We start from the raw sequence: 26,598 nt of genomic DNA, 5'->3' as shown, positions 1-26,598 counted from the left end.
GGAAATATATGAAGAATCCGCCTTCAGCATGTAGTTCTCTAGGTCTTAAGTCTGAGGAAAATTATGTTGATTACAGGTATACTTATAGTAAGAAACAGGGAATGACTGCATAAACAGACATTTCTAAAAAATCGATTTCAAGCAGGCAGAATGTATATGAAATACGATATAATTGATGAAATATAGTGCATATGAATTCGCACATATAAATAAAGGAGCGATTTTGTTGACTGAACTCGAGAAAAAAGAACCTGTATCCATTGTGAAAGATAATAATGTAGAAGTAGTAGTTGATACAGTTATAAAAGATGCAGAATTAGAGGAACTAAATAAAGAAGCTGATCTTTATGTACAAAAGTTAAATAGCGAGCAAAATACAGATTTATCAAAAGTATTGTCTCAGCTAGGAGATTTAGGGGATAAAGAGCAACAAGCAGCAGGACAAACGTTATCAGCTTTAAAACGCCCTGTAACAGCGATGATGAATGGGAAAAATGAAGAAATTCCAAATACATTGTTAGAATTACGAAAAGTGGTATCAGAGCTTGATCCCAATTCACTTAAAGCAAGTGGTATGAAGAAAATAATGTTTAAAGTATTCAAGAAAAATCCACTTGAAACATACGTGCATAAATACCAATCTATAGATAAACAAATCGAGGAAATTATTAGATCCCTCCTAATTGGTCGTGATAACCTACAAGAGGATACAGTTGGTCTTGAAATGTTAAAAGAACAATCGCACGATAAAATTCATGCTCTTGATAAACAAGTATACTTAGGGAAAAAGCTTGCTGGCATGCTTGAAGCTGAAAAACAAAACCCAGAGCGTCAAAGGGATATTCCGTTAATTAACGATGCATTAGAAAAGATACTTGTACGTACACGTAATATGCAGCAAGCGAAAAGTGTATTATTACAATCTATAGCTTCTGTAGACATCATTAAGAAAAACAATGAAAAATTAACAGAGGCAATACGTAATGCGATTACGATGACGCAAAACGTTGTAACAGTTTCAGCTGCTATTCAGCTAGCATTAACGAATCAACGTAAAACAATTGATGCCGTAAATGCGACGAATGAAGCAATTGAATCGATGGTGTTAAGTAATTCTCAAGCGTTAAAACAAAATACAGAAGAAACGACGAAATTGCTTGAGAATCCTGCTATTAGCATGGATAAATTACGCGAATCATTCCAAAATGTGTTCGCTGCAATTGAGGCATCTGAAAAATCGTCAGAACGTATTATTGAGTCAAGTAAGAAGTTTGTTATTGAACTAGACACATTTAATGATGAGATGAAGCAGAAACTCATTCAGCGTCCAAGGAAATAACGGATTATTAGAGGAGGTGAACAAATGAGTTTCATTCAAACAGTACTATTACTACTCGGTACATTGCTTTTAATAGCATTTACTGTCGTTGTTTTAGTCGTATATTTCGGACGGAAACTGTATTTTTCATGGACGAAGCCATATAAAAAAGCGCAAGATTCTTTAGATAAGTTATCAAACAAATCAATACCGTTTCTACAAGAATTTACACAACACCCACTGTTTTATCGCTGGATTCGCACCGAAGGAAAGAAAGAACAAAATATACTAAATACTCTATTCTGTGCATCAGGTCAACGTACGAGAGAACAAGTCTTCTCGATGTTACCGAAAGAAAAGCAGAAAAAAGTGCATGTAATGGCAAAAACTACGAAAAAGCTTACAAGTGAAGATATCGATGTGGCTGCGATGAAAGTGAAAGATTTCTTAAGACAAGAAACGCAGCAAACTGTAAAACCGACAGACTTATCATTTTATAAATTGTATTTTTATGACCGTTATCCAGACGCATTAAATACAATTCAAGCGTATAAACGCTCAATAAATCCTTCATTACAAAGAACGGTTGATGATATTACAATTTCAGTATTAAATGCACTTCCGTACTATCAAGAGCAACGCATGTTTGAACAACAACATAAACTTGAAACGTTCTTAATGAAAGATTTAACGGCCATGTTATCGTTGGTAGTACAATTACCACCTTCACAAAGACCAGAGAAGGAAGAAGAATTGAAAATCTACTTGGAAAATTTCAAAAAAGAAATGGAAGTAGTAGAGCGAGATATTCGCGACTCAATTGATCATGATTTAAATGTGAAGATGAGAGCAGCGACTGAGAAGTTTAAGAATAAATAACAAAAAGCGCCTTAAAAGCTAAGTATCACAGTTTTAAGGCGCTTTTTGTTATGAGATTTTATTTTGCTCTAACGGTAGTATGACTAGAAGCCACACTTTCATTATGCAATCGATCAACTGCAGTTACGACATACGTATACATTTCTCCAGAAATAACGGTTTTATCTACATAAATTTCTCCAAGTTTTGTTTTTCTTACAGTAGTAAGTAAATTTTTAGGATTTTGTATATCCACTTCATTTTGCCCATTCGCGCGGTAAATAGCGTAATAAGCAGAATCATTATCTCTATTATCAATGATACCGATTGCAATACCTTCATTTCTTGGAATGGCACCTTTTAATGTCGGTTGTTTTGGTGGATCATGATCAATCCAAGGCATAGGCGGGATTAATGCAGGATGTATATATATGTCTTTTGAGAGTCTATCTTTAACTCCAAGTGGATTGTTATTAATATCTTTTAAGCTAAAATGCATACTACCTTTTATTTCAGGATATAGCCGGTTTAATGTAATTTGTCTTGGATATTCTTCTAGATCAGACCAAGCAGGGACGGAGTTATTATTAATTTTATAGGCCGCTTGACCGATGTATAGATGAATCGGTTTGTTATTTGTTTCTTTAACCCACCAATCTACTAATATGTCATATGCAGCTGGGGTGAAACCTATATTCCAATATATTTGCGGTGTAATGTAGTCAATATATCCTTTTTGTATCCACTCACGTGTGTCAGCATAAAGGTCATCATAGTTTCTTTGGCCTGCGGTTGTGTTAGAGCCAGTCGGATCGTCAGCTATATTTCGCCATACACCGAACGGACTAATGCCAAACTTTACGTATGATTTTTCTTGTTTTATAGCAGTATTTAAATCTTTTACAAGTTCATTTACATTGTTACGTCGCCAATCTTCTATATTTGTAAATTTACCGTTATTATATGTTTCGTATGTTTTCTGATCTGGAAATTCTTCACCGGCTACTTTATATGGGTAAAAATAATCATCCATATGCAGCGCATCAATATCGTAATTTTGTACGATTTCTAAAGCACCTTCTGTTATAAATTTTTTCACTTCTGGAATACCGGGATTGTAATATAACTTTCCGCCATAAGGTACAACCCAATTGGGGTGTTGCCTTGCAGGGTGATTATTTGATAATCGATTTATATCAGTGTGATTCATCGTTATTCGATATGGATTAATCCATGCGTGGAATTCTATATTTCTTTTGTGTGCTTCTTCAATCATAAATGCAAGTGGATCGTATCCGGGGTCTTTTCCTTGTGTACCCGTAATGTATTCAGACCAAGGGCCGTAATTTGAGGGATAGAAAGCATCAGCTGTTGGTTTAATTTGTACAACAACTGCATTCATACCAGTGCTTTTTACATCGTCTAATAATCTTATAAATTCTTGTTTCTGCTTTTCAATAGGTAAGCCAGTTTTTGTGGGCCAATCAATATTCAGAACTGATGCGATCCATACAGCACGTAATTCATGTTTTTTGTACGTAGTATTTACTTCAGCATAAGTAGAGTGAGGGGAAATGAAAGAGAAAGGGATGAACAAGATGACGATACAACATATCATTAATAAACGTTTAACGATCATTTATACGCCTCCCTATCATATGATTATTTAAAATAATATCTGAGGTGAGGTTGGCCTTGCAATAGAGAAAATTACACATTGAAACATTAATTTAATAGGAAAAATATTTTTAATGAAATTTACTTTCATTATAACTAAATTCATTTACTACTTCATATGCTTGTTAGTAAAGTGAAACTTCCTTTCATTTGAAGGGTAATAAATTATAAGTATAGGAGGATTAATAAATGAAGGTTTTGTTTGTCTGTTCTGGAGGAATGTCCAGTGCAATTGTTGTAAACGCTTTAAAAAAAGAAGCGGAGAAAAATGGTTTGAACATGGAAGTGCATGCAATTGGAACGAATGAGGTAGAGGAAGAAGTAAAGAATGGCTGGGATGTCGTAATGGTGGCACCTCAAATAAGACACCGATTTGACTCTGTAAAAAAATTTGCAGAGGAGGAATCTATTCCGTGTGGCATCATTCCACCGCAAGCATACACGCCGCTTGGAGGCCCGACTTTATTAAAAACTGTAAATGAATTAATCAGTTAGGGGGAAGCGTTATGAATAAGTTTGTCACGTTTCTTGATAAAAACTTATCTGGCCCGATGGCAAGGCTTTCTGAGCAGAGGCATCTACAAGCAATCCGTGATGGAGTTATTTCGGCGTTACCATTTATTATAGTAGGAAGCTTCTTTTTAATAGTAGCATTTCCACCACTGCCGAAAGATAGTTTCATATCGGTTTGGGCATTAAAGAATCAAACAAGTATATTAATACCATATCGTTTAACTATGTTTATTATGTCCTTATATATAGCATTTGGAATAGGATATAATTTAGCGAAAAGTTATAAATTAGATGCTTTATCAGGAGCACAGCTTGCGGTATGTTCACTACTTTTAACATTAACGCCTGAGTTAATTGATAAAAAAGGATTTATGCTTCCAATGACAAACCTCGGAGGTCATGGATTATTTGTGACGATGATTGTCTCTATTTTATCAGTTGAGATTTTAAGATTTTGTAAGAAGAATAACGTAACGATAAAAATGCCAGAACAAGTACCACCGTCAGTATCACGTTCATTTGAAGCACTTATACCTGCAGCATTCGTTATTATTATTATGAGTCTTATTACAGTCGTTTTTAAAGTTGATTTACATTACGTTGTAGATAAACTAGCCGCACCGTTAGTAAAAGCTGGTGATAGTTACTTTGGCGTTATTATACCTGTATTTTTAATTACGTTTTTCTGGTCTTTCGGGATACACGGAGTATCAGTTGTAGGTACTGTGGCAAGGCCGCTTTGGGATGTGTATTTAGGAAAGAACGGTGAAGCTGTAGCAAGTGGAGCGAGTCATTTTCCGTTTATTGCACCAGAACCGTTTTATCAATGGTTTATTTGGATTGGTGGTTCGGGCGCAACGTTAGGGCTTGTGTTAGCTATGATCGTATTTGGTCGATCAAAATATTCGAAAGCATTATCGAGAACGTGTATTGTTCCGGGGATTTTTAATATAAATGAACCGGTTATATTCGGTTTGCCGATTGTATTAAATCCAATTTTAATTATTCCTTTCGTCATTACACCGTTAGTAACAGCTACTATAGCTTATGCTGCAACAGCGATGGGATTTGTAACACCAACGCATATTATGCCGCCATGGACATTACCTGCTCCAATTGGTGCTTATTTAGCAACAGGTGGAGATTGGCGTGCGATTGTATTAGTTTTTATAAATATAGCAATATCGTTCCTTATTTATTTACCATTCTTTAAAATGTACGACAAAAATATGCTTGAAATTGAAAAGAATGGTGACGGGGAATCTGTTAATCCTTAATCTGCATGCTGTTATTTTGAGTGATAGACTTTTTGTCTATCACTTCTTTCACATTAAAACTAGAAAGGGGGAAATAGAATGAATATAAAATTTAGTTATAAAGGCGTATTTTTATTATTATTTGGAGTGATTTGTGCAAATTTACTTTTTGTCCCTTTATTAGGCATGCTAAATCTATCACAAATGCATAGTATCTGGCTCGTTACAAGTATTGCGGCAAGCGTTTTGCTTACGGTAGTTGTTTCTTTCATTGATGGATCGTTTGCATCGAAAGCTCAGTTGTTTTTTAGATTTATATTGTTTTCGATTGGTTGTACGTTCGTTACTTACATGATTGTTTTTTAGTAAATAGGAGGTCATGCACGTTATGTATATTGCAGGGGTAATGTCTGGTACTTCATTAGATGGAATAGATGTAGCGCTCGTTCATATAGAAGGAAGTGGTGTAGATTCTAAAATCGAACTCATCCATTTTACTACTGTTCCATTTTGTAATGATATGAAAAATGAGATCCAACAAGCGTTATCAATTGAAACTTCGAATGTCCAACTTATATGTAGTTTAAATTTTAAACTTGGTTTATGCTTCGCCAATGCTGTAAAGGAAGTTTGTAAAGAGGCCAATTTTCCTTTGAGACAATTAGATTTAATAGGCTCTCACGGACAAACGATTTATCATCAGCCAAAGCAAGAAGGAAATATTATTTCTTCAACATTGCAAATTGGGGAACCAGCAGTAATAGCATATGAAACGAACACGACAGTTATCTCGAATTTCCGAACGATGGACATGGCGGCAGGGGGACAAGGTGCACCACTTGTACCATATTCAGAGATTATTTTATATCGGCATCAAACTAAAAATAGACTACTACAAAATATTGGCGGGATTGGTAATGTTACAGTGGTTCCAAGTAAACGAAGTAATGAGAGTGTTATTGCTTTTGATACTGGACCAGGGAATATGATAATTGATGAAGTATGTCAAAGGTTATTTCAGTTGTCATATGATCAAAATGGTAAGATTGCAAAACAGGGAGTAGTTGTAGATGAAATTTTGACTTATTGTATGAACCATCCATTTTTGAACGTGAAACCACCAAAATCAACAGGTAGAGAACAGTTTGGAGAAGCGTTTGTGACTGAATTATTGAATCGATTTGAAAAGCATAGTAGAGAAAATATATTGGCAACTGTCACAATGTTTACAGCAAGTTCAATTGTTCATCATTATCAGGAATTTATTTTTCCGTATTATGAAATCGATGAAGTAATTTTAGGCGGGGGCGGAAGTTATAATCGTACACTTGTTGAAATGATACGATTTGGATTAAAGGAAGAAAAATGCAAAATATTTACTCAAGAAGATTTAGGCTATTCCTCAGCGGCGAAAGAAGCGATCGCCTTTGCGATTTTAGCAAACGAAACGTATCATCGTAATCCGAGTAATGTGCCGAGCGCAACAGGTGCAAAGCAATCTGTAGTTTTAGGGAATATAACATTCCCTCCAATTTGAAGAGAATGAGGCGAATATATGAAGTATATGATTGGAGTAGATGGCGGGGGAACGAAGACAGAAGCAATTGCATTTGATAAAGACGGTAACGAATTTGCAAGAGCTACAAGTGGATTTGGAAATATATTAATAGATTTTGAAGAAGCTCTTGTGCATATTATGGAAGTGATTGATCAATGCCAGAAAGGGTTATTAAAGGGGGATTGCGTTTGTATTTGTTTAGGATTAGCGGGTGTAAGTGGAGCAAATACAAATGAATTAACATTACGTCTAAAAAAGAAGTATGGAACACCAATTGAAGTATTCAATGACGCAATGATCGCACATGCAGCTACTTTAAAAGGGAATGACGGAATTTTAACAATTGGTGGTACAGGTGCGATTTGTCTTGGAAAGAAAGGAGAAGCGTATGAGTATAGCGGTGGATGGGGACATATTTTAGGTGATGAAGGAAGTGGATATTGGATTGCATTACAATCTTTAAAGAAAATGGCAATTCAATTTGATCAAGGAATCAGTCTTTGTCCATTGAGTTTGAATATTCAAAGGCAGTTTCAACTTTTGACACCGTCTCATATAAAAAGCTTAGTATATACTTCTTCTAAAGATAAAATTGCAGCAATCGCGCCATTAGTTATTCAGGAAGCGAGAAATGGAAATGATGATGCACATGAAATTATAATGCAAGCTGGAAAGGAATTAGCAAGGATTACAGTAAATGTTTATAACAAGTTAAACTTTAAGCACTCAACGCCAATTGCAGTAAGTGGCAGTATATTGCGTTTAGTTCCTGAAATATTTGCTGTATTTAAGAAATGCTGTGAAGAAAGTATGAAAGAAATTATATTTGTATCACAAGCAGAAATGGCAGTGAAAGGAACATATTATTTAATGAGGGATATATATTTTTAAAAATAGCGTATGAGAATTTTTGTATGATTTGTAAAAATATGATGTTAAAATGTATAAAGGGATGTATATTAAAACGTACAATATACGTAGTAATTGAATATTGTATATGTAATCCCATGTAGAAAGTGAATGATTACATGATTAATAGTATGCAGTTTTTATATTTGGTGGCTTCTTATTTAATTGGAAACATCTTGACCGCTTATATAGTAACAAAATTGAGACATAACGTTGATATTAGGGGTGAAGGAAGCGGAAATCCTGGTGCAAGAAATATGGGGCGCGTATATGGAAAAGGGTATTTCATCGCTACATTTTTAGGTGATGCAATTAAAGGAGCAATCGTTGTTACTGTTGCAAAATATCTTTTTGAAGATCCTACATTCGTAATGTTAACATTATTGGCCGTTATTATTGGACATATTTACCCAGTTTTATTTAAAGGTAAGGGCGGTAAAGGTATTTCAACATTTATTGGAGGATTAATCGCATTTGATTATTTGATAGCGCTTACCCTTATAGGCATTTTTATTGTATTTTATTTAATATTTAAAGGATTTACGAAGCCAGGACTAATTACGATTGCTTGTTTACCAATTTGTATGATTCTTTATTCTTATTCTATTGTTACGACTATTTTAAGTGGAATGATTATTGTACTTATTCTATATGTAAATCGAGAATAAAATGAATGTTTAATAAGTGGGGATAATCTCCACTTATCATTTTTTATTAAATAGATAAAGGAGATAAGGCATGGGGTTAATTTATAAAGTTGCTGATCAAGATTGGGAATTTGAAAGTATACATAAATTAAATTATAAAACTTTTGTGGAAGAGATTCCACAACATGAAGAAACGAAAGACCAGTTTCGTATAGATAGGTTTCATGAAGAAAATACATATTTAATTTGTTTAGATGAGGATAGATTAGTAGGTATGGTCGCGGTGCGGGGAAAACGACCATTCTCGTTAGATTATAAAATTTCAAATTTAGATGTTTATTTGCAAGAGCATGGAGAAAAAGTGTATGAAATTCGTTTACTTTCAGTAGAACGTGAATATAGGAATGGGAGAGCGTTGTTAGGATTAATCCGTTTTCTACATCGTTATTTGCTTCTAAACGGATATGAATTAGCACTCATTTCTGCAACAACACGTGAACTAGCTTTATATGAGCAGATGGGATTCAAAGATTTCCATACGTTAGTTGGTACAGAAGCAGCAACCTACCAGCCAATGTATGTTACCCCTGCTATGTTTGAAGAATCGAGTGTTGGAAGTATTATGACGAAAGAATACACGTTTTTACCTGGTCCAGTAGACATTGAAGAGAACGTTCGAAAGGCATTTTGTACTAAGCCTATTTCGCATCGCTCTAAGTCATTTCAAGTGACAATGGACAATGTGAAAAAACGGTTACTTCACATGACAAAAGCAAAACATGTACAACTTATGTTAGGAACAGGGACGTTAGCCAATGATGCGATTGCTTTACAGTTACGTTCTTTAAAAGGGAAAGGACTAGTATTAACAAATGGAGAATTTGGAAATAGATTAGTTGGGCATGCAAAACGAGCACAGTTACATTTTGATACGTATAAAAAGGAAATGAGAGAGCCGTTTATTTATACAGAATTAGAAGAAATAATGACAACTGGAAATTATGAATGGCTTTGGTTTGTTCATCATGAAACATCTACTGGAATGTTAAACGATTTAAACGAGCTAAATACTCTTTGTAACGAGAATCAAATGAAACTATGTGTAGATTGCATAAGCTCAATTGGAGCAATACCAATAGACTTGAAGGATGTGTATTTTGCAAGTGGTGTTAGCGGTAAAGCGATTAAATCATATACAGGAATTTCTTTCGTTTTTCATAACCACATTGTAAAAATAAACGAGGCTGTGCCGGCCTATATGGACATTGGCATGTATGAAGAAAATGAAAGCATTCCATACTCACAATCATGGAATTTAATTTATGCATTGCAAGAAGCGTTGAAGAGATTTGAAGATGAAAAGGCATTTGTAAAAATTAAAGAGACATACGATTATGTTGAAGAAGTTATTACTGATATGGGCTTAAAGCTTGTTTCACCTAAAGAACATGCCGCGCCAATTATACTTACTATTGTATTGAGCGAAGATCATTCTTCTAAAGTAGTAGGCGATGCATTAGCATTACAAGGATACATCGTTCATTATGAGTCATCTTATTTACAAAAGAATAATTGGATCCAAATTGCATGTTTAAATCATTATAAAGAACGTGATATGAAGAGGATGTTGAATTGTTTGCAAATGTGTTTATTTCAGAGTGGGGTACAAATATAAAGACTTTTTCTTTTCGTATAAAGGAGCTACGACTTACGAAAACTTAGGAATAGAACATTGGAAGAGGTGTAAGTATGATAACTAGAAAACTACCATTACATATAGACAATATTAAAAAAGCTCACAAGATTCTAGATAGAAATGCTCGTAAAACGCCATTAGTAAAATCTTTTTACTTGACTAGTAAAACGGGCGGAGAAATTCATTTGAAATTAGAAAATATGCAATTAACGGGTTCTTTTAAATTTCGTGGCGCATTTAATAAAATGTCGCGGCTCACGGATCAAGAAAAAGAAAGAGGTGTAATTGCATGTTCAGCAGGTAATCATGCACAAGGAGTTGCATTATCTGCTCATTTACTCGGTATTAAGAGTAAAATTGTTATGCCAATTTCTGCACCGCAGGCTAAAGTCGAAGCAACTAGAGGATATGGATCTGAAGTAATTTTACATGGTGAAACATTTGATGATGCAAAGGCAAAATGTGAAGAAATTATAAGGGAAACAGGTGAGACATACTTACATCCATATGATGATGTAGAGGTAATGGCTGGTCAAGGTACAATTGGATTAGATATTCTTGATGATATGTGGGATGTAGATACTGTCATTGTACCAATAGGTGGAGGCGGAATTATTTCTGGTATTTCTGTAGCATTAAAATCTTTTAATCCATCGATTAATATAATTGGTGTCCAAGCAGATAATGTTCATGGAATGAAGGCATCTTACGATAAAGGAGCAATCGTAGAACATTATGAGGCGCCTACTATTGCAGATGGTTGCGCTGTTAAAATACCAGGGGAATTAACATTTGAAATTGTAAAAGAATTAGTAGATGATATTGTAACTGTATCAGAAAAAGAACTGGAAGTAGCGATGAAAGATTTATTACAACGTGGGAAAGCTGTTGTAGAAGGTGCAGGTGCATTAGCAACTGCTGCACTTCTTGCAGGAAAAGTTGATAGCTATATAAAAGGAAAAAAAGTAGTAGCGGTTATATCTGGTGGGAACGTGGACTTACAGCGCATATCAAGTGTATGTGAGCACTTTTTTGTCGCTAATGAAGTGAAATAGTTTTATGAAAGAAGAGCTAAGAGAAATAATTTTAGCTCTTACTTTTTGTCTACTGTTTATTGTAAGTAGCAATAAATTTGCTGTTTAATGAATTGTTTTATTTAAGCGCCAATTTTTACACATATCTTGAATGTTACAATAATTATTTCAATATTGTCGAAACGTAAGCAGAAATTTAATATAATAGTTTTAATGTACTAATGAGCGGTGAGGAGGGCAGGTCATGAATAAAGAAGGACAGGTCATGAACGGTTTCAGGGAATTATATAATAAGCTGGTTTGGCTTAATAAAGATAAGATGGAAGAAGGTCTTAAAGGTTTTAAGTCTTCTGAAGTCCACTGCATTGAATATATTGAAAATAATGTGGATTCTAATGTGACACAACTTGCAGAGGCTTTTTATGTGACTCGCGGTGCTATAAGTAGAATGACTAAGAAGCTCATACAAAAAGGCCTTATTGAAAGCTACCAAAAGTCGGAAAATAAGAAAGAAATTTATTTTAGGCTTACCGAAGAAGGGAAAGAAATTTATAAAATCCATGAAGATCTGCACAAAGAGTTTCAAGAGCGGGATAAAGCTGTATTTGAGCAAGTAACTGAAGAAGAATTCGACAGTATAATTAGTTTCGTGGAAAAGTATAGTAGACATTTGGATGCAGAAATAAAGAAACAAGGTATACATATTAAATCCTAATACATTTTAATAATGAAATGGCAGCCTTACTCTAATGAGAATAGGCTGCTTTTTTATTATGTTATTTTTGTTGACTAATCAACAAAACGGAGTTATCATTTTGTTGACACGACAACAAAATGTTTTAAGGAGAGAAGTTAAATGTCTATATTTAGATCACAAAATGAAAGGAAAACTGAAAAAAGCATAGATAAACATGCTTTACTATTCGGACTTATTTCTGTATTTCTTTGTGGTATAGGTTTCAGTATTATCATGCCTGTAGTCCTATTCTTAGTACAGCCATATACAAGTAATCCGGAAGAACAAGCATTAGTTGTTACACTACTAACTTCCGTATATGCGGCTTGCGTGTTTTTAGCTGCCCCAGTACTCGGAGCTTTAAGCGATAAGTATGGCCGTCGTCCATTACTTTTAATATGCTTATTTGGTTCTGCAATTGGGTACTTAGTTTTTGGTATAGGAGGAGCTTTATGGGTACTATTTGCTGGACGCATAATAGAAGGAATAACAGGCGGGAGCATAAGTACTATCTTCGCATATTTTGCAGACATCATTCCAAAAGAGCAGAGAACGAAATACTTTGGATGGGTGAGTGCAGTTGTAGGTGCGGGAACTATCATTGGCCCCACTATTGGGGGATTACTTGCCAAGTTTGGTGATACTGTACCTATGTATTTTGGAGCAATCATAACGTTAATAAATGTTGTATATGGGATCAAATATATGCCTGAGAGTCTTGACAAAAATAATAGGTTAAAAGAGATTACTTTTGTAAGGTTGAATCCTTTTGCACAGCTAGCAAACATACTTTCCATGAAAAATTTAAAATGGTTACTTGTCTCAGCGTTTTTACTTTGGATACCTAACGGATCTTTACAAGCAATTTTCACGCAATTTACAATGGATACTTTCAGTTGGAAACCTGCACTAATCGGACTTATGTTTTCAATTTTGGGCTTTCAAGACATTGTTTCACAAAGTTTTATAATGCCAAAGCTTTTGATCCAGCTTAGTGATAAACAAATAGCAATTCTTGGGATGGTTTCGGAGATTATAGGATACAGTTTTATTGCGGCATCAGCTTTGTTTTCACTCTATCCACTACTTATCGTTGGAATGCTGATGTATGGTTTTGGGGATTCAATTTTCGGGCCTTCATTCAACGGGATGCTTTCAAAGTCTGGCGGTTCTAGTGAACAAGGAAGGATTCAAGGGGGAAGTCAATCTATTCAAGCTTTAGCAAGAATGATTGGTCCTATTATTGGAGGGCAAATCTATGTATCGCTTGGTCATGCTGCACCTGCTTTTATGGGTATGATCCTTATAGTCGCGGCAATAGCAGTTTTGTATAAGGGGACACATGCAACTGTATAACAGATAGATATAAGAACAAATAAAAGGGTGTCAGAACTTAGGAACACGTGCTGACACCCTTTTTGTTTACGGTTTGAGAGCTAAGAGAAATGCTTTTGTTTAGGGATTTATTCTGCAATGCTCTCATAGTGAAGAGTAATATTCAGTGAGGTTGAACTATCATTAATTACAGTTAGCTTTTTTTGAAAGTAAAAAGGTATGTAAATGACTAGTTAGTTTAATTATGCTTGTGCTGAAGTAAATAATGACTCCATTTTTACCTTGCTCTTCTCTCGAATTTCAGCATCTGCATGGCGCATAACATATTTATGCGCTACAGCGATTGCTAAAACATCATCTAATAAGCCAATCCCAATAATAGCAGCTATATCTGGAATGAAATCAATTGTTAATACGTAATAAGATAAAGCGGCTAATATTATGAATTTCGCTTTAGTAGGTAATTCTTTCTTTTTCATTGTGTAGAATAAGATAATACTTTCATATACGCTGGATTTACCGAGGTTTACAGAGCTTTTTTTGAACTTTTTCCAAAGTGTCTGTTTCTCCATATAAATACTCCTTTTACAAAAACATAGATTTTTTAAAAGGATAGACAAAGAAGTGAGAGATTAATCAATGTTATTGTTTTTCTTATTATATATTTCCATAAAAATAGGGGATTACCTGTTCAAAATAATATAATGTGGATTATGCCACGATTCACAGTGTTCCGTTACATAGTATATATATTGTAAAATGTATGTGTATGATTTAGTTATTATCATGCATTTTATAAGCGGTATGGGGGAAGAAAAATGAAAATAATAGAACTACCAATTGAATTCGAATTTAACGGGCAAAAACAATGTATTTATCCAAGTTTAATTATATTACATAATGAATTAACGTTAGTCGATACAGGATATCCAAGTTTTTTACCTTTAATTGAAAATGCAATATTAAAACATGGATATGAGATGAAAAACTTAAAGAATATAATTATTACCCATTATGATGACGATCATATAGGGGCTTTATATGATTTCAAAGTGAAATATCCTCACATTAATATTATTGCTAGTGAAATTGAATCTAACTATATTAGTGGTGATATAAAATCAGAAAGGTTAGTTCAAGCTGAAGAAATGTTAGAACGTATGCCAAATGAAGAAAAAGAATTTGGTAAATGGTTTATACAACAGTTAAAAAATATAAAACATATTTCCGTCGATGAAAAAGTGCATGATGGTCAAATGATTTTGAATAATGAATGTCAAATAGTAGCGACGCCAGGACATACTTCGGGGCATATTTCATTATATTTTCCGAATTTAGATTGTGTAATTACGGGAGATGCTGCTGTTCAAGAGAATCGTGAGTTAGTAATAGCTAATCCGGATTTTTGCTTAGATATAGAAAAAGCGGAAGAGTCATTAAAGAGGATTAAAGACCTTAAAGCTGTAAAGTATTATTGCTATCATGGAGGGGAATTCAATATATAAAATAATAAAAAACCGATCTTTCTTATATAGAAAAGATCGGTTTTTTAATTCATAGATTCTGCAATTTGAATTAAATCCTTTACGTTATATTTTCCTTGTATATAGCGTTTGTTACCAATTGCAATTGTATATTGAAAACCATTCTGCTGAAAGATAAGCTCATATGCTGAATCAAAATGAGGATAATATAATGCTTTTATATTATTTTTTAAGCTGTAGAACTTAGCTCCCCTAAGTACATAGAAGCCTAATTTGTTTTGAACTGGTGAAACAGTGATTTTAAAAATCCCATTAATATCTTCATGGTAGTATTGGAGGTTTAAGTAATCGTTATAGATGTACCCTTGAAATTCGTGAATTTCGAACGGGAATTTTGTAGGAGTAAGTATATGTTCCTTACACTTCATTTCATATTCTTTTACGATAGTAGCTTCTTTCATAAGTGGATTCCCATCATAAATTTGATTGATTTGAGATATTTTATTATTTTTTGTTACTATTTCTAAAATGAAACCGACAGTAAATTCATCATTAGTGCCTTTGAAATAAGAAATAAGAATTGTAGTATCTTCTTTTGGAGATGGTACTATTTTAATTTCATGAATAGGTTTTTCCTTTTGGAAAGTAGGTAGTTCAACTCCTTCTGTTACATATGACTGCATTAATTTTTTATCATTTTTGAGTAAAGCTTGTTTAAATTCACTTACCACATTTGTTCGAGATTTTGCCATAATAATTGAGGTCGACTGAAAATATAGTAAGAAAAATATGCAAAATATCTTTATGAATGTAGTGTTCAATTCCATCACCCTTTAACTATGTTTCCGTAAATTTGAAATATATATGTATAGGAGGGGAGAAGATGAGTTTATTGCTTGATGTAATAATGGATATAATTTTGTTTTATCCTCGAAATGACATGAAATTGAAACACCATATTGCAAAATTAAGTGAATTAGAGTGGTTTCGAAATCTACATGAAGATCCGAAGTATACAAGTTTAATTTGGAGTAATAGAAAAATTAAAAAGTATATTTTGTCTTCTACTAACATGGAAGCATTAATAAAATCTGAGAAAAAGCAAAAAGAATTTGTTCATCTAGTACAGGATGAATATAAAAAAAGAAGATAAGAATTTTTTTATTTTTCATATTTGGCGAAACAAATGGTACAATGAAAGCTAATGTGAAAAATAAGGAAAAGAAGTGGTCTATTTGAAAAACTTTTTAGAATTAGGAATTAGTGAAACTTTTAATCATACATTACGTGAAAATGGAATTACAGAAGCAACACCAATTCAAGAAAAGGCAATTCCAGTTATTCTGTCAGGTAAAGATATTATTGGGCAGGCGAAAACTGGAACGGGTAAAACGTTAGCATTTGTGTTACCGATTTTAGAAAAAATCAATCCAGAGTGTAGTGATGTTCAGGCTTTAATTGTTGCACCAACAAGGGAACTAGCTCTGCAAATTACAACTGAAATTAAAAAAATGCTTGTTCAAAGAGAAGATATTAATGTACTAGCGATTTATGGTGGGCAAGATGTAGCACAACAATTGAGAAAATTAAAAGGTAATACACATATTGTTGTTGCAACACCAGGACGATTATTAGATCATATACGACGCGAAACAATTGATTTAAGTAATCTTTCAACGATTGTACTAGATGAAGCGGATCAAATGCTTTATTTCGGTTTCTTATATGATATTGAAGATATTTTAGATGAGACACCAGGTAGTAAACAAACGATGTTATTCTCAGCAACGATGCCAAAAGATATTAAAAAATTGGCGAAGCGTTATATGGATGAGCCGCAAATGATTCAAGTACAAAGTGAAGAAGTAACGGTAGATACAATTGAGCAGCGTGTCATTGAGACGACAGATCGTGCAAAGCCAGATGCACTTCGTTTTGTTATGGATCGTGACCAGCCATTTTTAGCAGTTATTTTCTGTCGTACAAAGGTTAGAGCAAGTAAGCTTTATGATAATTTAAAAGGATTAGGTTATAATTGTGCTGAACTTCATGGTGATATACCTCAAGCGAAACGTGAAAGAGTTATGAAGAGTTTCCGCGAAGCTAAAATTCAGTACTTAATCGCAACGGATGTAGCAGCTCGTGGACTTGATGTAGATGGTGTAACGCACGTATTTAACTTTGATATCCCTGAAGATGTAGAAAGTTATATTCACCGCATTGGCCGAACAGGACGTGCAGGTGGATCAGGTCTTGCAATTACGTTCGTTGCAGCGAAAGATGAAAAACATTTAGAAGAAATTGAAAAAACGCTTGGTGCACCAATACAAAGAGAAATAATCGAACAACCGAAGATAAAACGTGTAGATGAAAATGGAAAACCGGTACCAAAGCCGGCTCCAAAAAAATCAGGTCAAAATCGTCAAAGAGATAGCCGCGAAGGTTCAAGAAGTGAATCAAGACGTGATTCGAGAAATAGCTCGAGAAGTGATTCAAGAAATGAAAATAACCGATCATTTAATAAGTCAAGTAATAAAAAAGGTAGTACAAAGCAAGGTCAGCAAAGACGTGGCCGTTAAAGTATGAAATGGTAATCTGGATGAAGAGATATATCGTTTGTTAATAGAGAAATCGCTATATAATAAAAAATCCTGATATAATTATTAATGCAGAAGGAGTCACAAAAATTTGTGGCTCTTTTTGTATTTAATAATAGGTTGGCGTGCATTTGCACCATAAGAGTAAAGTTTATAATTTCATTTACCGTATTTAAAATAATTTAAAGAATAAAGAAAAAATTAAAATGTGGAGCCTTTATTCGTCTGAAAGTTCAAAAAGATATATAATAATTTTCTGACCATTAATTCATGGAGGGGTATTAATGAAAACTGAAACGTTACACACACAAGAAGACATTTTAAAAATGCTTGATTCATTATTAAGACCTGCAGAACCATTTTGGAATGAGTTTTATGAGAATAGAGAAAAGGATGTTCCGTTTTTTGAAAATGTTCCAGATGAGAATCTAGTTTCGAATATACAAAAAGAGAGAGTTTCAAAAGGGAAGGTATTAGAACTTGGATGTGGTCCAGGTAGAAATGCCATTTATTTAGCGACTCAAGGATTTGATGTAACAGCAGTGGATTTATCTGTAGAAGGCATTAACTGGGCAAAAGAGAGGGCATTGGCAAAAGGGGTAGAAATTCATTTTATTTGTAATTCAATTTTTAATTTAGAGGTTCAAAACGAATTTGATTTTGTATATGATTCGGGCTGTTTGCATCACATTCCACCGCATAGAAGAATAAATTATGTGGATTTAATTAAAAACTCATTAAAATCGGGTGGTTATTTCGGATTAACATGTTTTGCAGCAGGCAATTTAGATGAGCGAAATGGATCAGAAATAACAGATTGGGACGTATATAGAGAATGGAGTCTACAAGGTGGTCTTGCATACTCGGAAGAAAAGTTAAGAGAGATATTTAAAGAATTTGAGGTAATTGAGATTAGAAGGATGAAACAAATGAAACAACCGAATGAAATGTTTGGAGAATCATTTCTTTGGACAGCATTATTTAAGAAGAAATAAGAAAGTAGATAATTGACAAACTCATCGTTTTTATAGACAATACACTTATAGGAATGTACGTTCGGTTTTTTGGCCGACTTATGTTTTACATAAATATATAACAAGGGGCTGTCTCCATATGAGTAACACAAATCAAAAAATTACTACGTTTTTAATGTTTGAAGGCAAAGCTGAGGAAGCAATGAATTTTTATACGTCGCTATTTGATCAATCGGAAATTGTAAGTATTTCTCGCTACGATGAAAATGGACCTGGTAAAGAGGGAACTGTAATTCATGCAGCTTTTACGCTAAATGGCCAAGAGTTTATGTGTATTGATAGTTATGTAAATCATAATTTTACATTCACTCCAGCTATGTCTCTTTATGTAACTTGTGAGACAGAAGAAGAAATTGAAACGGTCTTTCATAAACTAGCGCAGGATGGAGCAATTCTCATGCCTTTAGGTTCTTATCCGTTTAGTAAAAAGTTTGGCTGGTTAAATGATAAGTATGGTGTATCTTGGCAGTTAACTCTTGCTGAATAAAAAAGAAAAAGCGTAGCTTATTTGTTTAATGGATTTAGTTAAAAGCTTGAAAAATGAAATAACATAAAAAAGCGTTCCAACTGTCAACAGTTTTGGAATGCTTTTTTTGTGGAAATGAGTTGTTTAAAACTTACCAATTCTACGATTATTTTAAATGAATGGAATGGATGTATATTTTTGTGTCTTTTTAGAATTTTTAGTAATTATTAGTATTTATCTGTTAATATAAATGTAAACAACTATGTATGAACTATCAGGCAGGTTAATAGGAAAAGGAAAGTATAAATAGTTAATAAGCTTACACATTGAATGCCACTAGATCGTTTGGAGGACTAATCGCAATGGATACTACACAACAAAACAGTAATGCATGGGATAAGAAGGTTGAAGAAGGTTCTAGATACACGCAGCCTGTAAGTAGCGAGATTATTGAGAAAAGCAAATCAGGTGAATGGGAGATTACAGTCACTACGGAAAAGTCAGTTCCTAGAGAGTGGTTTCCAAAGTCATTAGATGGATTAAAGATACTTTGCTTAGCGTCAGGTGGTGGACAACAAGCACCTGTTCTAGCTGCTGCTGGAGCAGATGTAACAGTTACTGATATATCTAAGAAGCAATTGGAACAAGATGAAAAGGTAGCAAAACGGGATGGTTTGACTTTAAAAACCGTACAAGGAGATATGTCAGACCTTGGTGACTTTGAGGATGAATATTTTGATATTGTTGTAAATCCTGTCTCTAATTTGTTTGTAAAAGATGTTCATCTTGTATGGAATGAAGTTTCTAGGGTTTTAAAGAATAAAGGTATTCTTATTGCTGGATTTACAAATCCATTACTATGGATCTTTGATGATAACCAAGAACAAAAAGGTATTCTTGATGTTAAACATTCAATTCCTTCATCAACATTGGATTATTTACCAGAGGATGAAGTTCAAGATTACATCGATTCAAATCAAACAATAGAATATGCGCATACTTTAGAAGACCAAATCCAAGGCCAAATTGATGCTGGTTTTGCTATAACAGGTTTTTATGAGGATGATTTTGGTGGAACAAGGATATTAGATAAGCATATTAAAACATTTATTGCGACAAAAGCTATAAAGTTAAAGATGGATTAAGAATTTTTACTTGTCGCACAGGGTGTTAGTCGAAGAAGGCTCTTAAAATAGAAAAGGATGGTACTTTCCATCCTTTTCCTTTATGTATTTTGAGGGTCGAAACTATTCTCAAAACAAGTTTTACACTACCAATTGTATAATTAGTTTTTTTATATTAAGAATTTTGCTGACCGAATCTTTTCCCGAGTTTAGCTAACAATTCAGGTTGATCGCTTTGGCTCATTATTACCTCAATAAAGATAAGTTGATTCTTATTAAAAGTTATATTTGTTAAGACTTCTGTTAACTCTGTTTCATTCTCCACTTTAAATGTTAGGCTTTTTTCTTCTGATCCGAATAGGTTCGGCAAGTTAGTATAATCCCACATCTGTATGTCATTATATGGTTGGTTTTGGCCGTGAATGGCACGTTCAACAGTGTATCCGTTGTTATTGATTAAAAATATAATCGGTTTTAAATTTTGACGTAGTATAGTTGATAACTCTTGGGCAGTTACTTGGAAAGAACCGTCACCAATAATTAAAATGTTGCGCCGTGATAAATTGGCGACCTGTGTACCAATTAGAGCGGGCAGTGTATATCCGATAGATCCCCATAACGGTTGTCCTACATATGCAGTGTTATTAGGTAGAGGGATAGCAGCACTACCAAAGAAAGGTGTTCCTTGCTCTACAATTAAGATGTCGTTTTCTTGTAAGAAATGGTACATTTGCTGCCAAAAACGTTTTTGTGTAATCATTTGTTCTTTTGGGTTAAACTCTTCAGTAATAGATAGTGATTCTGAAATAAATGGCTTAATATCAAGTGTTTCCTCATTGCGATGTTCAATTACATCACTTAACTGTTGTAAAACAGCTTTCATTACAACTGGTCCGTATTTTTTATCTATAATTTTCACAGTGTAGGGATGGATTTCTATAACTTGTTCTTTTGTAAAACCTTGTGTGAAGCCGCCTGTAATAGTATCAGTTAACTTCACACCAATACTAATAATACAATCCACTTTAAATTTTCATGTGGTACTACATCATCTAAAAAGGCAAGATTATAATCACCAGGAACCCCGAATGTATGTTCAATTCCTAATTCGTGTAGTCTATCCAATAAATATGTACTTACAGTATATTTTTTTCAAATGAATCATCTCCTAATTATGCAGTGAATGTTTCAATAGACTAAACAGGTTCTAATAAGTTGATTAAAATATTCATTACTAGATTGTGGTATAATTTACATACAGGGGGAAAGTAGATGACACAACATAAAGAAGAACAGATGAATGAAGCATTAGCATTATTTTATTTTGCATATAAAACATTTACTGAAAAGCCAGATGAAATTATAAAAGAATATGGCATTCAACGAGTACATCATCGAATTTTATTTTTTATCGCACGTTTTCCAGGGATAAGTGTAAATGAGTTATTATCATTATTAGAAATAAGTAAACAAGCTCTCCACGGGCCACTACGTCAACTTGTGGAAAAGGGCTTAATTGAGAGTAATGAAGCTACACATGACCGCCGTGTGAAACAGTTGTCTTTAACAGAACAAGGTGCAGATTTAGAGAAAAAATTGAGCGATGTACAAAGACAACAAATGGGCGCTATTTTTTCAAAATTTGGTGAATCATGTGAAGACAATTGGCATCAAGTTATGAATGAAATGGCAAATAGTCGATCAGGTTTTGATGCTTGGATATCAAAACGGGAAATACCAGTCGATCAAAAATAATGAAAAACTTCTGTTTTTATAGTTTGAAAAAGAACAAATTTTATCCATACATTTGGCAACTATCGTTTGGTTATAGAGTGAATGGATAAAAAGATACATTACTAGATACTTTATACGTGTACGCAATGGAACAATAAAATTCACATTTCCGAAAGGGGAATTATAATGATAAAACTTGTACTTATTCGTCACGGACAAAGTTTATGGAATCTTGAAAATCGCTTTACTGGATGGACAGATGTTGATCTATCAGAGAATGGATTAAGTGAAGCGAGAGAAGCAGGAGCAATATTAAAGAAAAACAGATATACTTTTGATGTGGCTTATACATCTGTATTAAAACGCGCAATTCGGACGTTATGGATTGTACTTCATGAGATGGATCTTACTTGGGTCCCAATACATAAATCTTGGAAGCTAAATGAAAGACATTATGGTGCATTGCAGGGGTTGAATAAAGATGAAACTGCTCAAAAATATGGTGAGGAGCAAGTTCATATTTGGAGAAGAAGTGTTGATGTAAGACCACCGGCTCTTACTGAAGATGATCCTCGATATGAAGCGACCGATCCAAGATATAAAACACTCAAAAAAGGTGAATTTCCATTAACTGAATGTTTAGAGGATACGGAGAAGAGAGTACTTGCTTATTGGCACTCAGAAATAGCGCCGATATTAAAAAATGGTAATAAAGTAATTATTTCATCACACGGTAACACAATTCGCTCGCTAGTAAAATACTTAGACAACCTTTCGAGTGATGGTGTAGTTTCATTAAATATTCCAACTAGTATTCCGCTTGTTTATGAATTAGACGAAAACTTACGTCCGATTCGTCATTATTATTTAAGTATGGATGGAGAAGTACCTGAAGGGGAAATTCCGAAACATATTTCTTTTTAATACGAAAATTTGAAATGAATGCTTGTCTACATATACAATATAGACTCATGGTAAAGTAAAATTTTAATCAGTGGGGGTCTTACTGCCCACAAATAGCAGGATAAAAGACGTGGTACCTTCTAATATATATGCGATGTAGCTAAATTTAGAAGCTTGTCCATGTCTTTTGTCATAAAGAGAGCAGCTTGCGCATGTAATGATATCGTGAGTAGTTTTTGAATGGAGGGTGATGTGATTAATGATCTCTAACATTCGAATTGGCTTATTTGTTTTAGCGATTGTCTTTGTAGTCCTTGTTTTCTTTTATTGGAAAAATGAGGAGTTGTACGAGGAGAAAAAGCAACGTATTAGAAAGACTTGGTATGGTTTGTTTATCATATCTGTCACCGTGTATTTCATGATAAAAGGAATTGATTTAACCCTCTGGAAAAATCTTTTAATGTTTACTGCAATGGTTATTTTTGTTGATATTGCGTTCATTTTAACGCCTAATATTTCAGAAATATGGGGTGCGAAATTTAGCGATATTGGCAAGACAGTTCAATCAATAAAACGATCATTAATTGCATCTAAAGCGAGAGGAGAAATATACACCACAATTATTCAAAATGTTAATCCAGCAGTATTCGGTACGATGGAATGGCATACGGAAGAAGAATATACAAAGAGCTTAAATGTATTTTTAGATTCATATGGGGAAAAAATTGGCGCGAAAATTGTTGTTTTTGAAGCGGCAAAGGAATTAAATACAAACTTTCGTGGTATTCGCTCGCAATTTAGTATTATCGTTCCGTTAGAACATATCGAGCAATTGAATGAGCAGAAAGCAGTGCAAGTAGAAAATGTCGGGATCATACCAGCAAAAATAGTAAGTGATGTTTTCATTGTTATTGATGGAAAGAAAAATAACCTGCAAGATCGGGATTTTGAAAATGTATATAATTTAACAATACATCATAGTTATTTTAGTAAATAAGGACAGAATCTTTTTCTGTCCTTTTCTTCTATACATAAATTAAAAACAAAATCCGACAAAGTTGAATAAAATTGGACAATCATTCCTACACTAGCATGTAGAGGTGATTGTAGTGGTAAAAGATTATGACAATGATTTTTTTAAAGAAGATAACGAAGATACAACAGATTTCTCTTTAATAAAAGGGGATGCGTTGCAGCAAGTAGAAGAATTAGAAGAAGAATTAAAAAGAAAATCATAAGTGTACACTCTTTCTACATTTGCTATATAATATAAATAAAAGGTTGTATCTTTTTGAAAAGGGGGAGAAGAGATGGCTGAAGTCAATGTACAAAAGTCTTCGTTTTTTAAAGAAAAAAAAGAAGAATCCAATACAGATTTCTCTCTTGTGAAAGGTGCATTAACGGAGAATATAAATCGGTTAGAGAAACTGATGAATAATAGTAGTTCAAAATATATACAAGTGAAAAGAACAAAAGAAAATGCATAGAGCATTTTCTTTTGTTTTTTATTTAATAGTAAACTTATCTTTTACTTTTTTAGGTAAATCTGTTTTCTGAATCTCTTCATAGGACTTTACTTCAATTGATGATATTTCATTTTTGCTATTATCATCTTGATCTACATAAAGGCGTAAAAACGCGTCTTCATTTAATTTATGGTCATTTTCTTTTTTTGTACTTCTAAATGTAATTTGTTTTTTGACACCATCTTCATGATATGCGGGCAGCGTATAGTTTCGTAAGTTTCTACCATCTACTTTTTCGATAGCTCCTTCGCCTTTTATCTGCATGTAATATACATCTTTACCAATTTTATTTAGTGACGCTCTCTCACAGCCAATAGTAAAACTAAAAAATAATAAACATAGTGTAATAATTGCTGCAAACTTTTTCATTTTCTTTATCTCCTTTAATGTGTTTCTTTAAAAAGTATACGACTATTATTAAATGAGAAAAATCGATATAGCTTACAACGCCCTTATAATGTTGTATGAGTGTTGTAAATAAAATGAACAATAAAAGTTAAAAGAAAGGTAAAATAATGAATCATGGTATAATGATAAAAGACTTACATACTATTTTTTCATTTTGAGAGGAGCTTGAAAAATGTATTCTACTTTAGAACAATTAACAAAGCACCCTGTATTTTATCATTTTGCAGAAATTTCAAAGATTCCTAGAGGATCAGGTAATGAAAAGGAAATTAGTGATTATTTAGTGGGCTTTGCAAAAGAGCGTAACTTAGAAGTCATTCAAGATGAAGCATTAAATGTCATTATTAAAAAAGAAGCAACAGCTGGTTATGAAAATGTACCAGCTATTATTATTCAAGGTCATATGGATATGGTTTGCGAAAAAAATCAAGCAACAGTACATGATTTTGAAAAAGATCCAATTGAATTACGAATCATTGGGGACATGTTATATGCAAATCAAACAACTTTAGGTGCGGATAATGGTATTGCAGTTGCGTATGCATTAGCTTTATTAGATTCAAAAGAAATTCCGCATCCAGCACTTGAAGTCGTTATCACTACTGAAGAAGAAACGACAATGGGCGGGGCTTTTGCTATTGAACCAAATCATTTTGAAGGAAAGATATTTATAAATATTGATTCTGAAGAAGATCATAAATTACTTGTAAGTAGTGCAGGTGGTGCGAAAGCTGTTGAAACAATTCCCGTAATTTGGGATGAAACACCAGCGAATATGGATGCATACCGTCTATATGTTGGCGGTCTAAAAGGCGGACATTCTGGTATGGAAATTGATAAACAACGCGGTAATGCGAACAAAGTATTAGGACGAGTGTTACGTGATTTATCAGCACATACGGAGTTTAACATAAGTGAAGTTCACGGCGGATTAAAAACGAATGCAATTCCGCGTGAAAGTGTAGCTACAATTTTAATTCGTACAGAAGATGTAGGGCAAGTAGAAGAAAAACTAGAATCATGGACACGTGTATTACAAGAAGAAATGCGTGCTGTTGATTCAGATGTTCATGTTACACTGACAAAATTGGATGAAACAGTTGAAAAAGTATTTGCTAAAGAGACACAAAAGCAGCTTATTTCATCATTATTCTTAATTCCGAATGGTATTCAAAGTATGAGCATGGATATTAAAGGTCTTGTAGAAAGCTCAACAAATTTAGGCGTTATTGAAACGTTGCAAGATGAAATTAAATTACGTAACGAAGTGCGAAGTTCTGTAAGTAGTTTAAAACAACATGTTGCAGAAGAAATCAAATATATTGCTGAATTAGTTGGTGCTACATTTGAAATAGAGTCAGAGTATCCAGAATGGCCATACAATCCAAACTCACAAATTCGTAATTTATTTGAAAAAGTACATCAAGAAAAATACAATAAAGAAATTGAAATCTTCGCTGTACATGCGGGGATTGAGTGTAGCGCATTCGTTCAAAAGATGCCTGAATTAGATGCAATTTCATTCGGACCAGACATCTTTAACGTCCACACTCCAGATGAACATATCAGTATCTCTTCTGTAGTGAATAACTGGGGATTCTTCGTTGATGTAATGAAGGGTACGAAAGAATTAGCTAAGTAATAACGACGAAATAAAAAGGAGCCTATAAAAATTAAAATGTACCCTATAGAATAGACACTTGAAAAAAGTCTATTCTATAGGGTATTTCTTGTATAATAAAAGGAAAATTGGGATCGGAGAATGTTGAAAATGACAAAAAAGCT

Annotated in this window: 29 protein-coding genes and 1 pseudogene; 24 read left to right on the top strand and 6 right to left on the bottom strand. The window is 33.6% G+C overall.

The genetic code is table 11. The features are described from left to right. Positions 1–226: 226 nt before the first annotated feature. Together MR167_RS18515 and MR167_RS18510 are read left to right on the top strand one after the other, a co-directional pair. Entirely contained in the window at positions 227–1,339 is a 1,113-nt protein-coding gene (locus tag MR167_RS18515; protein WP_000137396.1) for a toxic anion resistance protein, read from the top strand. Between the two features lie 24 nt (positions 1,340–1,363). Beyond that, complete coding sequence (locus MR167_RS18510; RefSeq protein WP_000008362.1) at positions 1,364–2,197, top strand: DUF3974 domain-containing protein; 834 nt, start codon at positions 1,364–1,366, stop codon at positions 2,195–2,197. A gap of 58 nt (positions 2,198–2,255) precedes the next feature. Here the strand turns inward: MR167_RS18510 and MR167_RS18505 are convergent, their stop codons facing one another. Next, positions 2,256–3,815, bottom strand: a complete 1,560-nt coding sequence (locus tag MR167_RS18505; RefSeq protein WP_242315199.1) for a glycoside hydrolase family 10-like protein — start codon at positions 3,813–3,815, stop codon at positions 2,256–2,258. A 227-nt stretch (positions 3,816–4,042) separates the two neighbouring features. Between MR167_RS18505 and MR167_RS18500 the strand changes: the two genes are divergently transcribed. From MR167_RS18500 to MR167_RS18455, 10 genes are all read left to right on the top strand, one after another. Next, positions 4,043–4,348, top strand: a complete 306-nt coding sequence (locus tag MR167_RS18500; protein ID WP_000865903.1) for a PTS sugar transporter subunit IIB — start codon at positions 4,043–4,045, stop codon at positions 4,346–4,348. A gap of 11 nt (positions 4,349–4,359) precedes the next feature. Next, positions 4,360–5,643 carry a PTS sugar transporter subunit IIC gene (locus tag MR167_RS18495; protein ID WP_001032289.1) on the top strand — a complete coding sequence of 428 codons (1,284 nt, stop codon included), beginning with the start codon at positions 4,360–4,362 and terminating at the stop codon, positions 5,641–5,643. A 78-nt stretch (positions 5,644–5,721) separates the two neighbouring features. Next, complete coding sequence (locus MR167_RS18490; protein ID WP_001021963.1) at positions 5,722–5,988, top strand: hypothetical protein; 267 nt, start codon at positions 5,722–5,724, stop codon at positions 5,986–5,988. A 22-nt stretch (positions 5,989–6,010) separates the two neighbouring features. Beyond that, a complete protein-coding gene (anmK, locus tag MR167_RS18485; protein WP_000274969.1) occupies positions 6,011–7,159 on the top strand; it encodes an anhydro-N-acetylmuramic acid kinase AnmK in 1,149 nt (382 codons plus the stop codon). An 18-nt stretch (positions 7,160–7,177) separates the two neighbouring features. Further along, the gene (locus MR167_RS18480) at positions 7,178–8,071 is read left to right on the top strand and encodes a BadF/BadG/BcrA/BcrD ATPase family protein (protein ID WP_000876580.1); all 894 of its coding nucleotides are present in this window, start codon (positions 7,178–7,180) and stop codon (positions 8,069–8,071) included. Between the two features lie 137 nt (positions 8,072–8,208). Then, the gene (gene plsY / locus MR167_RS18475) at positions 8,209–8,757 is read left to right on the top strand and encodes a glycerol-3-phosphate 1-O-acyltransferase PlsY (protein WP_000610879.1); all 549 of its coding nucleotides are present in this window, start codon (positions 8,209–8,211) and stop codon (positions 8,755–8,757) included. 70 nt (positions 8,758–8,827) lie between these two features. Beyond that, positions 8,828–10,411, top strand: a complete 1,584-nt coding sequence (locus tag MR167_RS18470) for an aminotransferase class V-fold PLP-dependent enzyme (protein ID WP_000523040.1) — start codon at positions 8,828–8,830, stop codon at positions 10,409–10,411. A 74-nt stretch (positions 10,412–10,485) separates the two neighbouring features. Further along, positions 10,486–11,487, top strand: a complete 1,002-nt coding sequence (gene tdcB / locus MR167_RS18465; RefSeq protein WP_000632966.1) for a bifunctional threonine ammonia-lyase/L-serine ammonia-lyase TdcB — start codon at positions 10,486–10,488, stop codon at positions 11,485–11,487. Between the two features lie 223 nt (positions 11,488–11,710). Continuing rightward, positions 11,711–12,181, top strand: a complete 471-nt coding sequence (locus MR167_RS18460) for a MarR family transcriptional regulator (RefSeq protein ID WP_016098502.1) — start codon at positions 11,711–11,713, stop codon at positions 12,179–12,181. A 141-nt stretch (positions 12,182–12,322) separates the two neighbouring features. Beyond that, positions 12,323–13,558: an MFS transporter gene (locus MR167_RS18455; protein ID WP_242315197.1), complete on the top strand. Its 1,236-nt coding sequence runs from the start codon at positions 12,323–12,325 to the stop codon at positions 13,556–13,558. A 221-nt stretch (positions 13,559–13,779) separates the two neighbouring features. On the opposite strand, the gene MR167_RS18450 is transcribed toward MR167_RS18455, so the two are convergent. After that, positions 13,780–14,109, bottom strand: coding sequence for a YkvA family protein (locus MR167_RS18450; protein WP_000415089.1), 330 nt, complete (start codon positions 14,107–14,109; stop codon positions 13,780–13,782). Between the two features lie 246 nt (positions 14,110–14,355). On the opposite strand from MR167_RS18450, the gene MR167_RS18445 reads away from it, so the two are divergent. Then, positions 14,356–15,042 carry an MBL fold metallo-hydrolase gene (locus MR167_RS18445; protein ID WP_242315196.1) on the top strand — a complete coding sequence of 229 codons (687 nt, stop codon included), beginning with the start codon at positions 14,356–14,358 and terminating at the stop codon, positions 15,040–15,042. A gap of 44 nt (positions 15,043–15,086) precedes the next feature. Here MR167_RS18445 and MR167_RS18440 read toward each other — a convergent pair whose 3' ends face one another. Further along, the gene (locus MR167_RS18440; RefSeq protein WP_097890317.1) at positions 15,087–15,848 is read right to left on the bottom strand and encodes a hypothetical protein; all 762 of its coding nucleotides are present in this window, start codon (positions 15,846–15,848) and stop codon (positions 15,087–15,089) included. Positions 15,849–15,904: 56 nt separating this feature from the next. On the opposite strand from MR167_RS18440, the gene MR167_RS18435 reads away from it, so the two are divergent. From MR167_RS18435 to MR167_RS18415, 5 genes are all read left to right on the top strand, one after another. Continuing rightward, a complete protein-coding gene (locus MR167_RS18435) occupies positions 15,905–16,174 on the top strand; it encodes a hypothetical protein (RefSeq protein ID WP_000054894.1) in 270 nt (89 codons plus the stop codon). A 73-nt stretch (positions 16,175–16,247) separates the two neighbouring features. Beyond that, positions 16,248–17,600, top strand: coding sequence for a DEAD/DEAH box helicase (locus MR167_RS18430; RefSeq protein ID WP_097890313.1), 1,353 nt, complete (start codon positions 16,248–16,250; stop codon positions 17,598–17,600). 302 nt (positions 17,601–17,902) lie between these two features. Then, entirely contained in the window at positions 17,903–18,613 is a 711-nt protein-coding gene (locus tag MR167_RS18425) for a class I SAM-dependent methyltransferase (protein WP_242315194.1), read from the top strand. Between the two features lie 118 nt (positions 18,614–18,731). Then, positions 18,732–19,139, top strand: coding sequence for a VOC family protein (locus tag MR167_RS18420; protein WP_242315193.1), 408 nt, complete (start codon positions 18,732–18,734; stop codon positions 19,137–19,139). Between the two features lie 341 nt (positions 19,140–19,480). Further along, a complete protein-coding gene (locus MR167_RS18415; RefSeq protein ID WP_242315192.1) occupies positions 19,481–20,263 on the top strand; it encodes a class I SAM-dependent methyltransferase in 783 nt (260 codons plus the stop codon). 154 nt (positions 20,264–20,417) lie between these two features. Here the strand turns inward: MR167_RS18415 and MR167_RS18410 are convergent. Continuing rightward, positions 20,418–21,263, bottom strand: a pseudogene (locus MR167_RS18410) (thiamine pyrophosphate-dependent enzyme); the annotation flags it as partial. Next, positions 21,239–21,367 carry a hypothetical protein gene (locus MR167_RS18405; RefSeq protein WP_106082469.1) on the bottom strand — a complete coding sequence of 43 codons (129 nt, stop codon included), beginning with the start codon at positions 21,365–21,367 and terminating at the stop codon, positions 21,239–21,241. The gene MR167_RS18405 and the pseudogene MR167_RS18410, both read right to left, overlap by 25 nt. 147 nt (positions 21,368–21,514) lie before the next feature. Here MR167_RS18405 and MR167_RS18400 point away from each other — a divergent pair, with 147 nt between their 5' ends. The 5 genes from MR167_RS18400 (at position 21,515) to spoIISB (ending at position 24,366) form a co-directional block, all read left to right on the top strand. After that, positions 21,515–21,997, top strand: coding sequence for a MarR family winged helix-turn-helix transcriptional regulator (locus MR167_RS18400; RefSeq protein WP_000191905.1), 483 nt, complete (start codon positions 21,515–21,517; stop codon positions 21,995–21,997). A gap of 165 nt (positions 21,998–22,162) precedes the next feature. Then, on the top strand, positions 22,163–22,900 hold the full coding sequence (gene gpmA, locus MR167_RS18395) for a 2,3-diphosphoglycerate-dependent phosphoglycerate mutase (protein WP_000594159.1): 738 nt from the start codon (positions 22,163–22,165) through the stop codon (positions 22,898–22,900). A gap of 238 nt (positions 22,901–23,138) precedes the next feature. After that, positions 23,139–23,876 (top strand): type II toxin-antitoxin system SpoIISA family toxin, encoded by a 738-nt coding sequence (locus MR167_RS18390; protein WP_000624981.1) that lies wholly within the window; start codon positions 23,139–23,141, stop codon positions 23,874–23,876. A 112-nt stretch (positions 23,877–23,988) separates the two neighbouring features. After that, complete coding sequence (locus tag MR167_RS18385) at positions 23,989–24,117, top strand: hypothetical protein (protein ID WP_000237817.1); 129 nt, start codon at positions 23,989–23,991, stop codon at positions 24,115–24,117. A 72-nt stretch (positions 24,118–24,189) separates the two neighbouring features. After that, positions 24,190–24,366 carry a stage II sporulation protein SB gene (gene spoIISB, locus MR167_RS18380; RefSeq protein WP_000852629.1) on the top strand — a complete coding sequence of 59 codons (177 nt, stop codon included), beginning with the start codon at positions 24,190–24,192 and terminating at the stop codon, positions 24,364–24,366. 18 nt (positions 24,367–24,384) lie between these two features. On the opposite strand, the gene MR167_RS18375 is transcribed toward spoIISB, so the two are convergent. Further along, positions 24,385–24,774: a YxeA family protein gene (locus MR167_RS18375; RefSeq protein WP_000712655.1), complete on the bottom strand. Its 390-nt coding sequence runs from the start codon at positions 24,772–24,774 to the stop codon at positions 24,385–24,387. A 211-nt stretch (positions 24,775–24,985) separates the two neighbouring features. Between MR167_RS18375 and pepD the strand changes: the two genes are divergently transcribed. Then, entirely contained in the window at positions 24,986–26,455 is a 1,470-nt protein-coding gene (gene pepD / locus MR167_RS18370; protein ID WP_242315191.1) for a beta-Ala-His dipeptidase, read from the top strand. The last annotated feature ends 143 nt before the right edge of the window (positions 26,456–26,598 follow it).

It is taken from the genome of Bacillus cereus group sp. BfR-BA-01355 (genome assembly GCF_022663675.1).
In the GTDB taxonomy this organism is placed as follows: domain Bacteria; phylum Bacillota; class Bacilli; order Bacillales; family Bacillaceae_G; genus Bacillus_A; species Bacillus_A thuringiensis_S.
The sequence above is the reverse complement of the archived record's forward strand: the minus strand, read 5'-3'. Positions and strand labels throughout refer to the sequence as shown.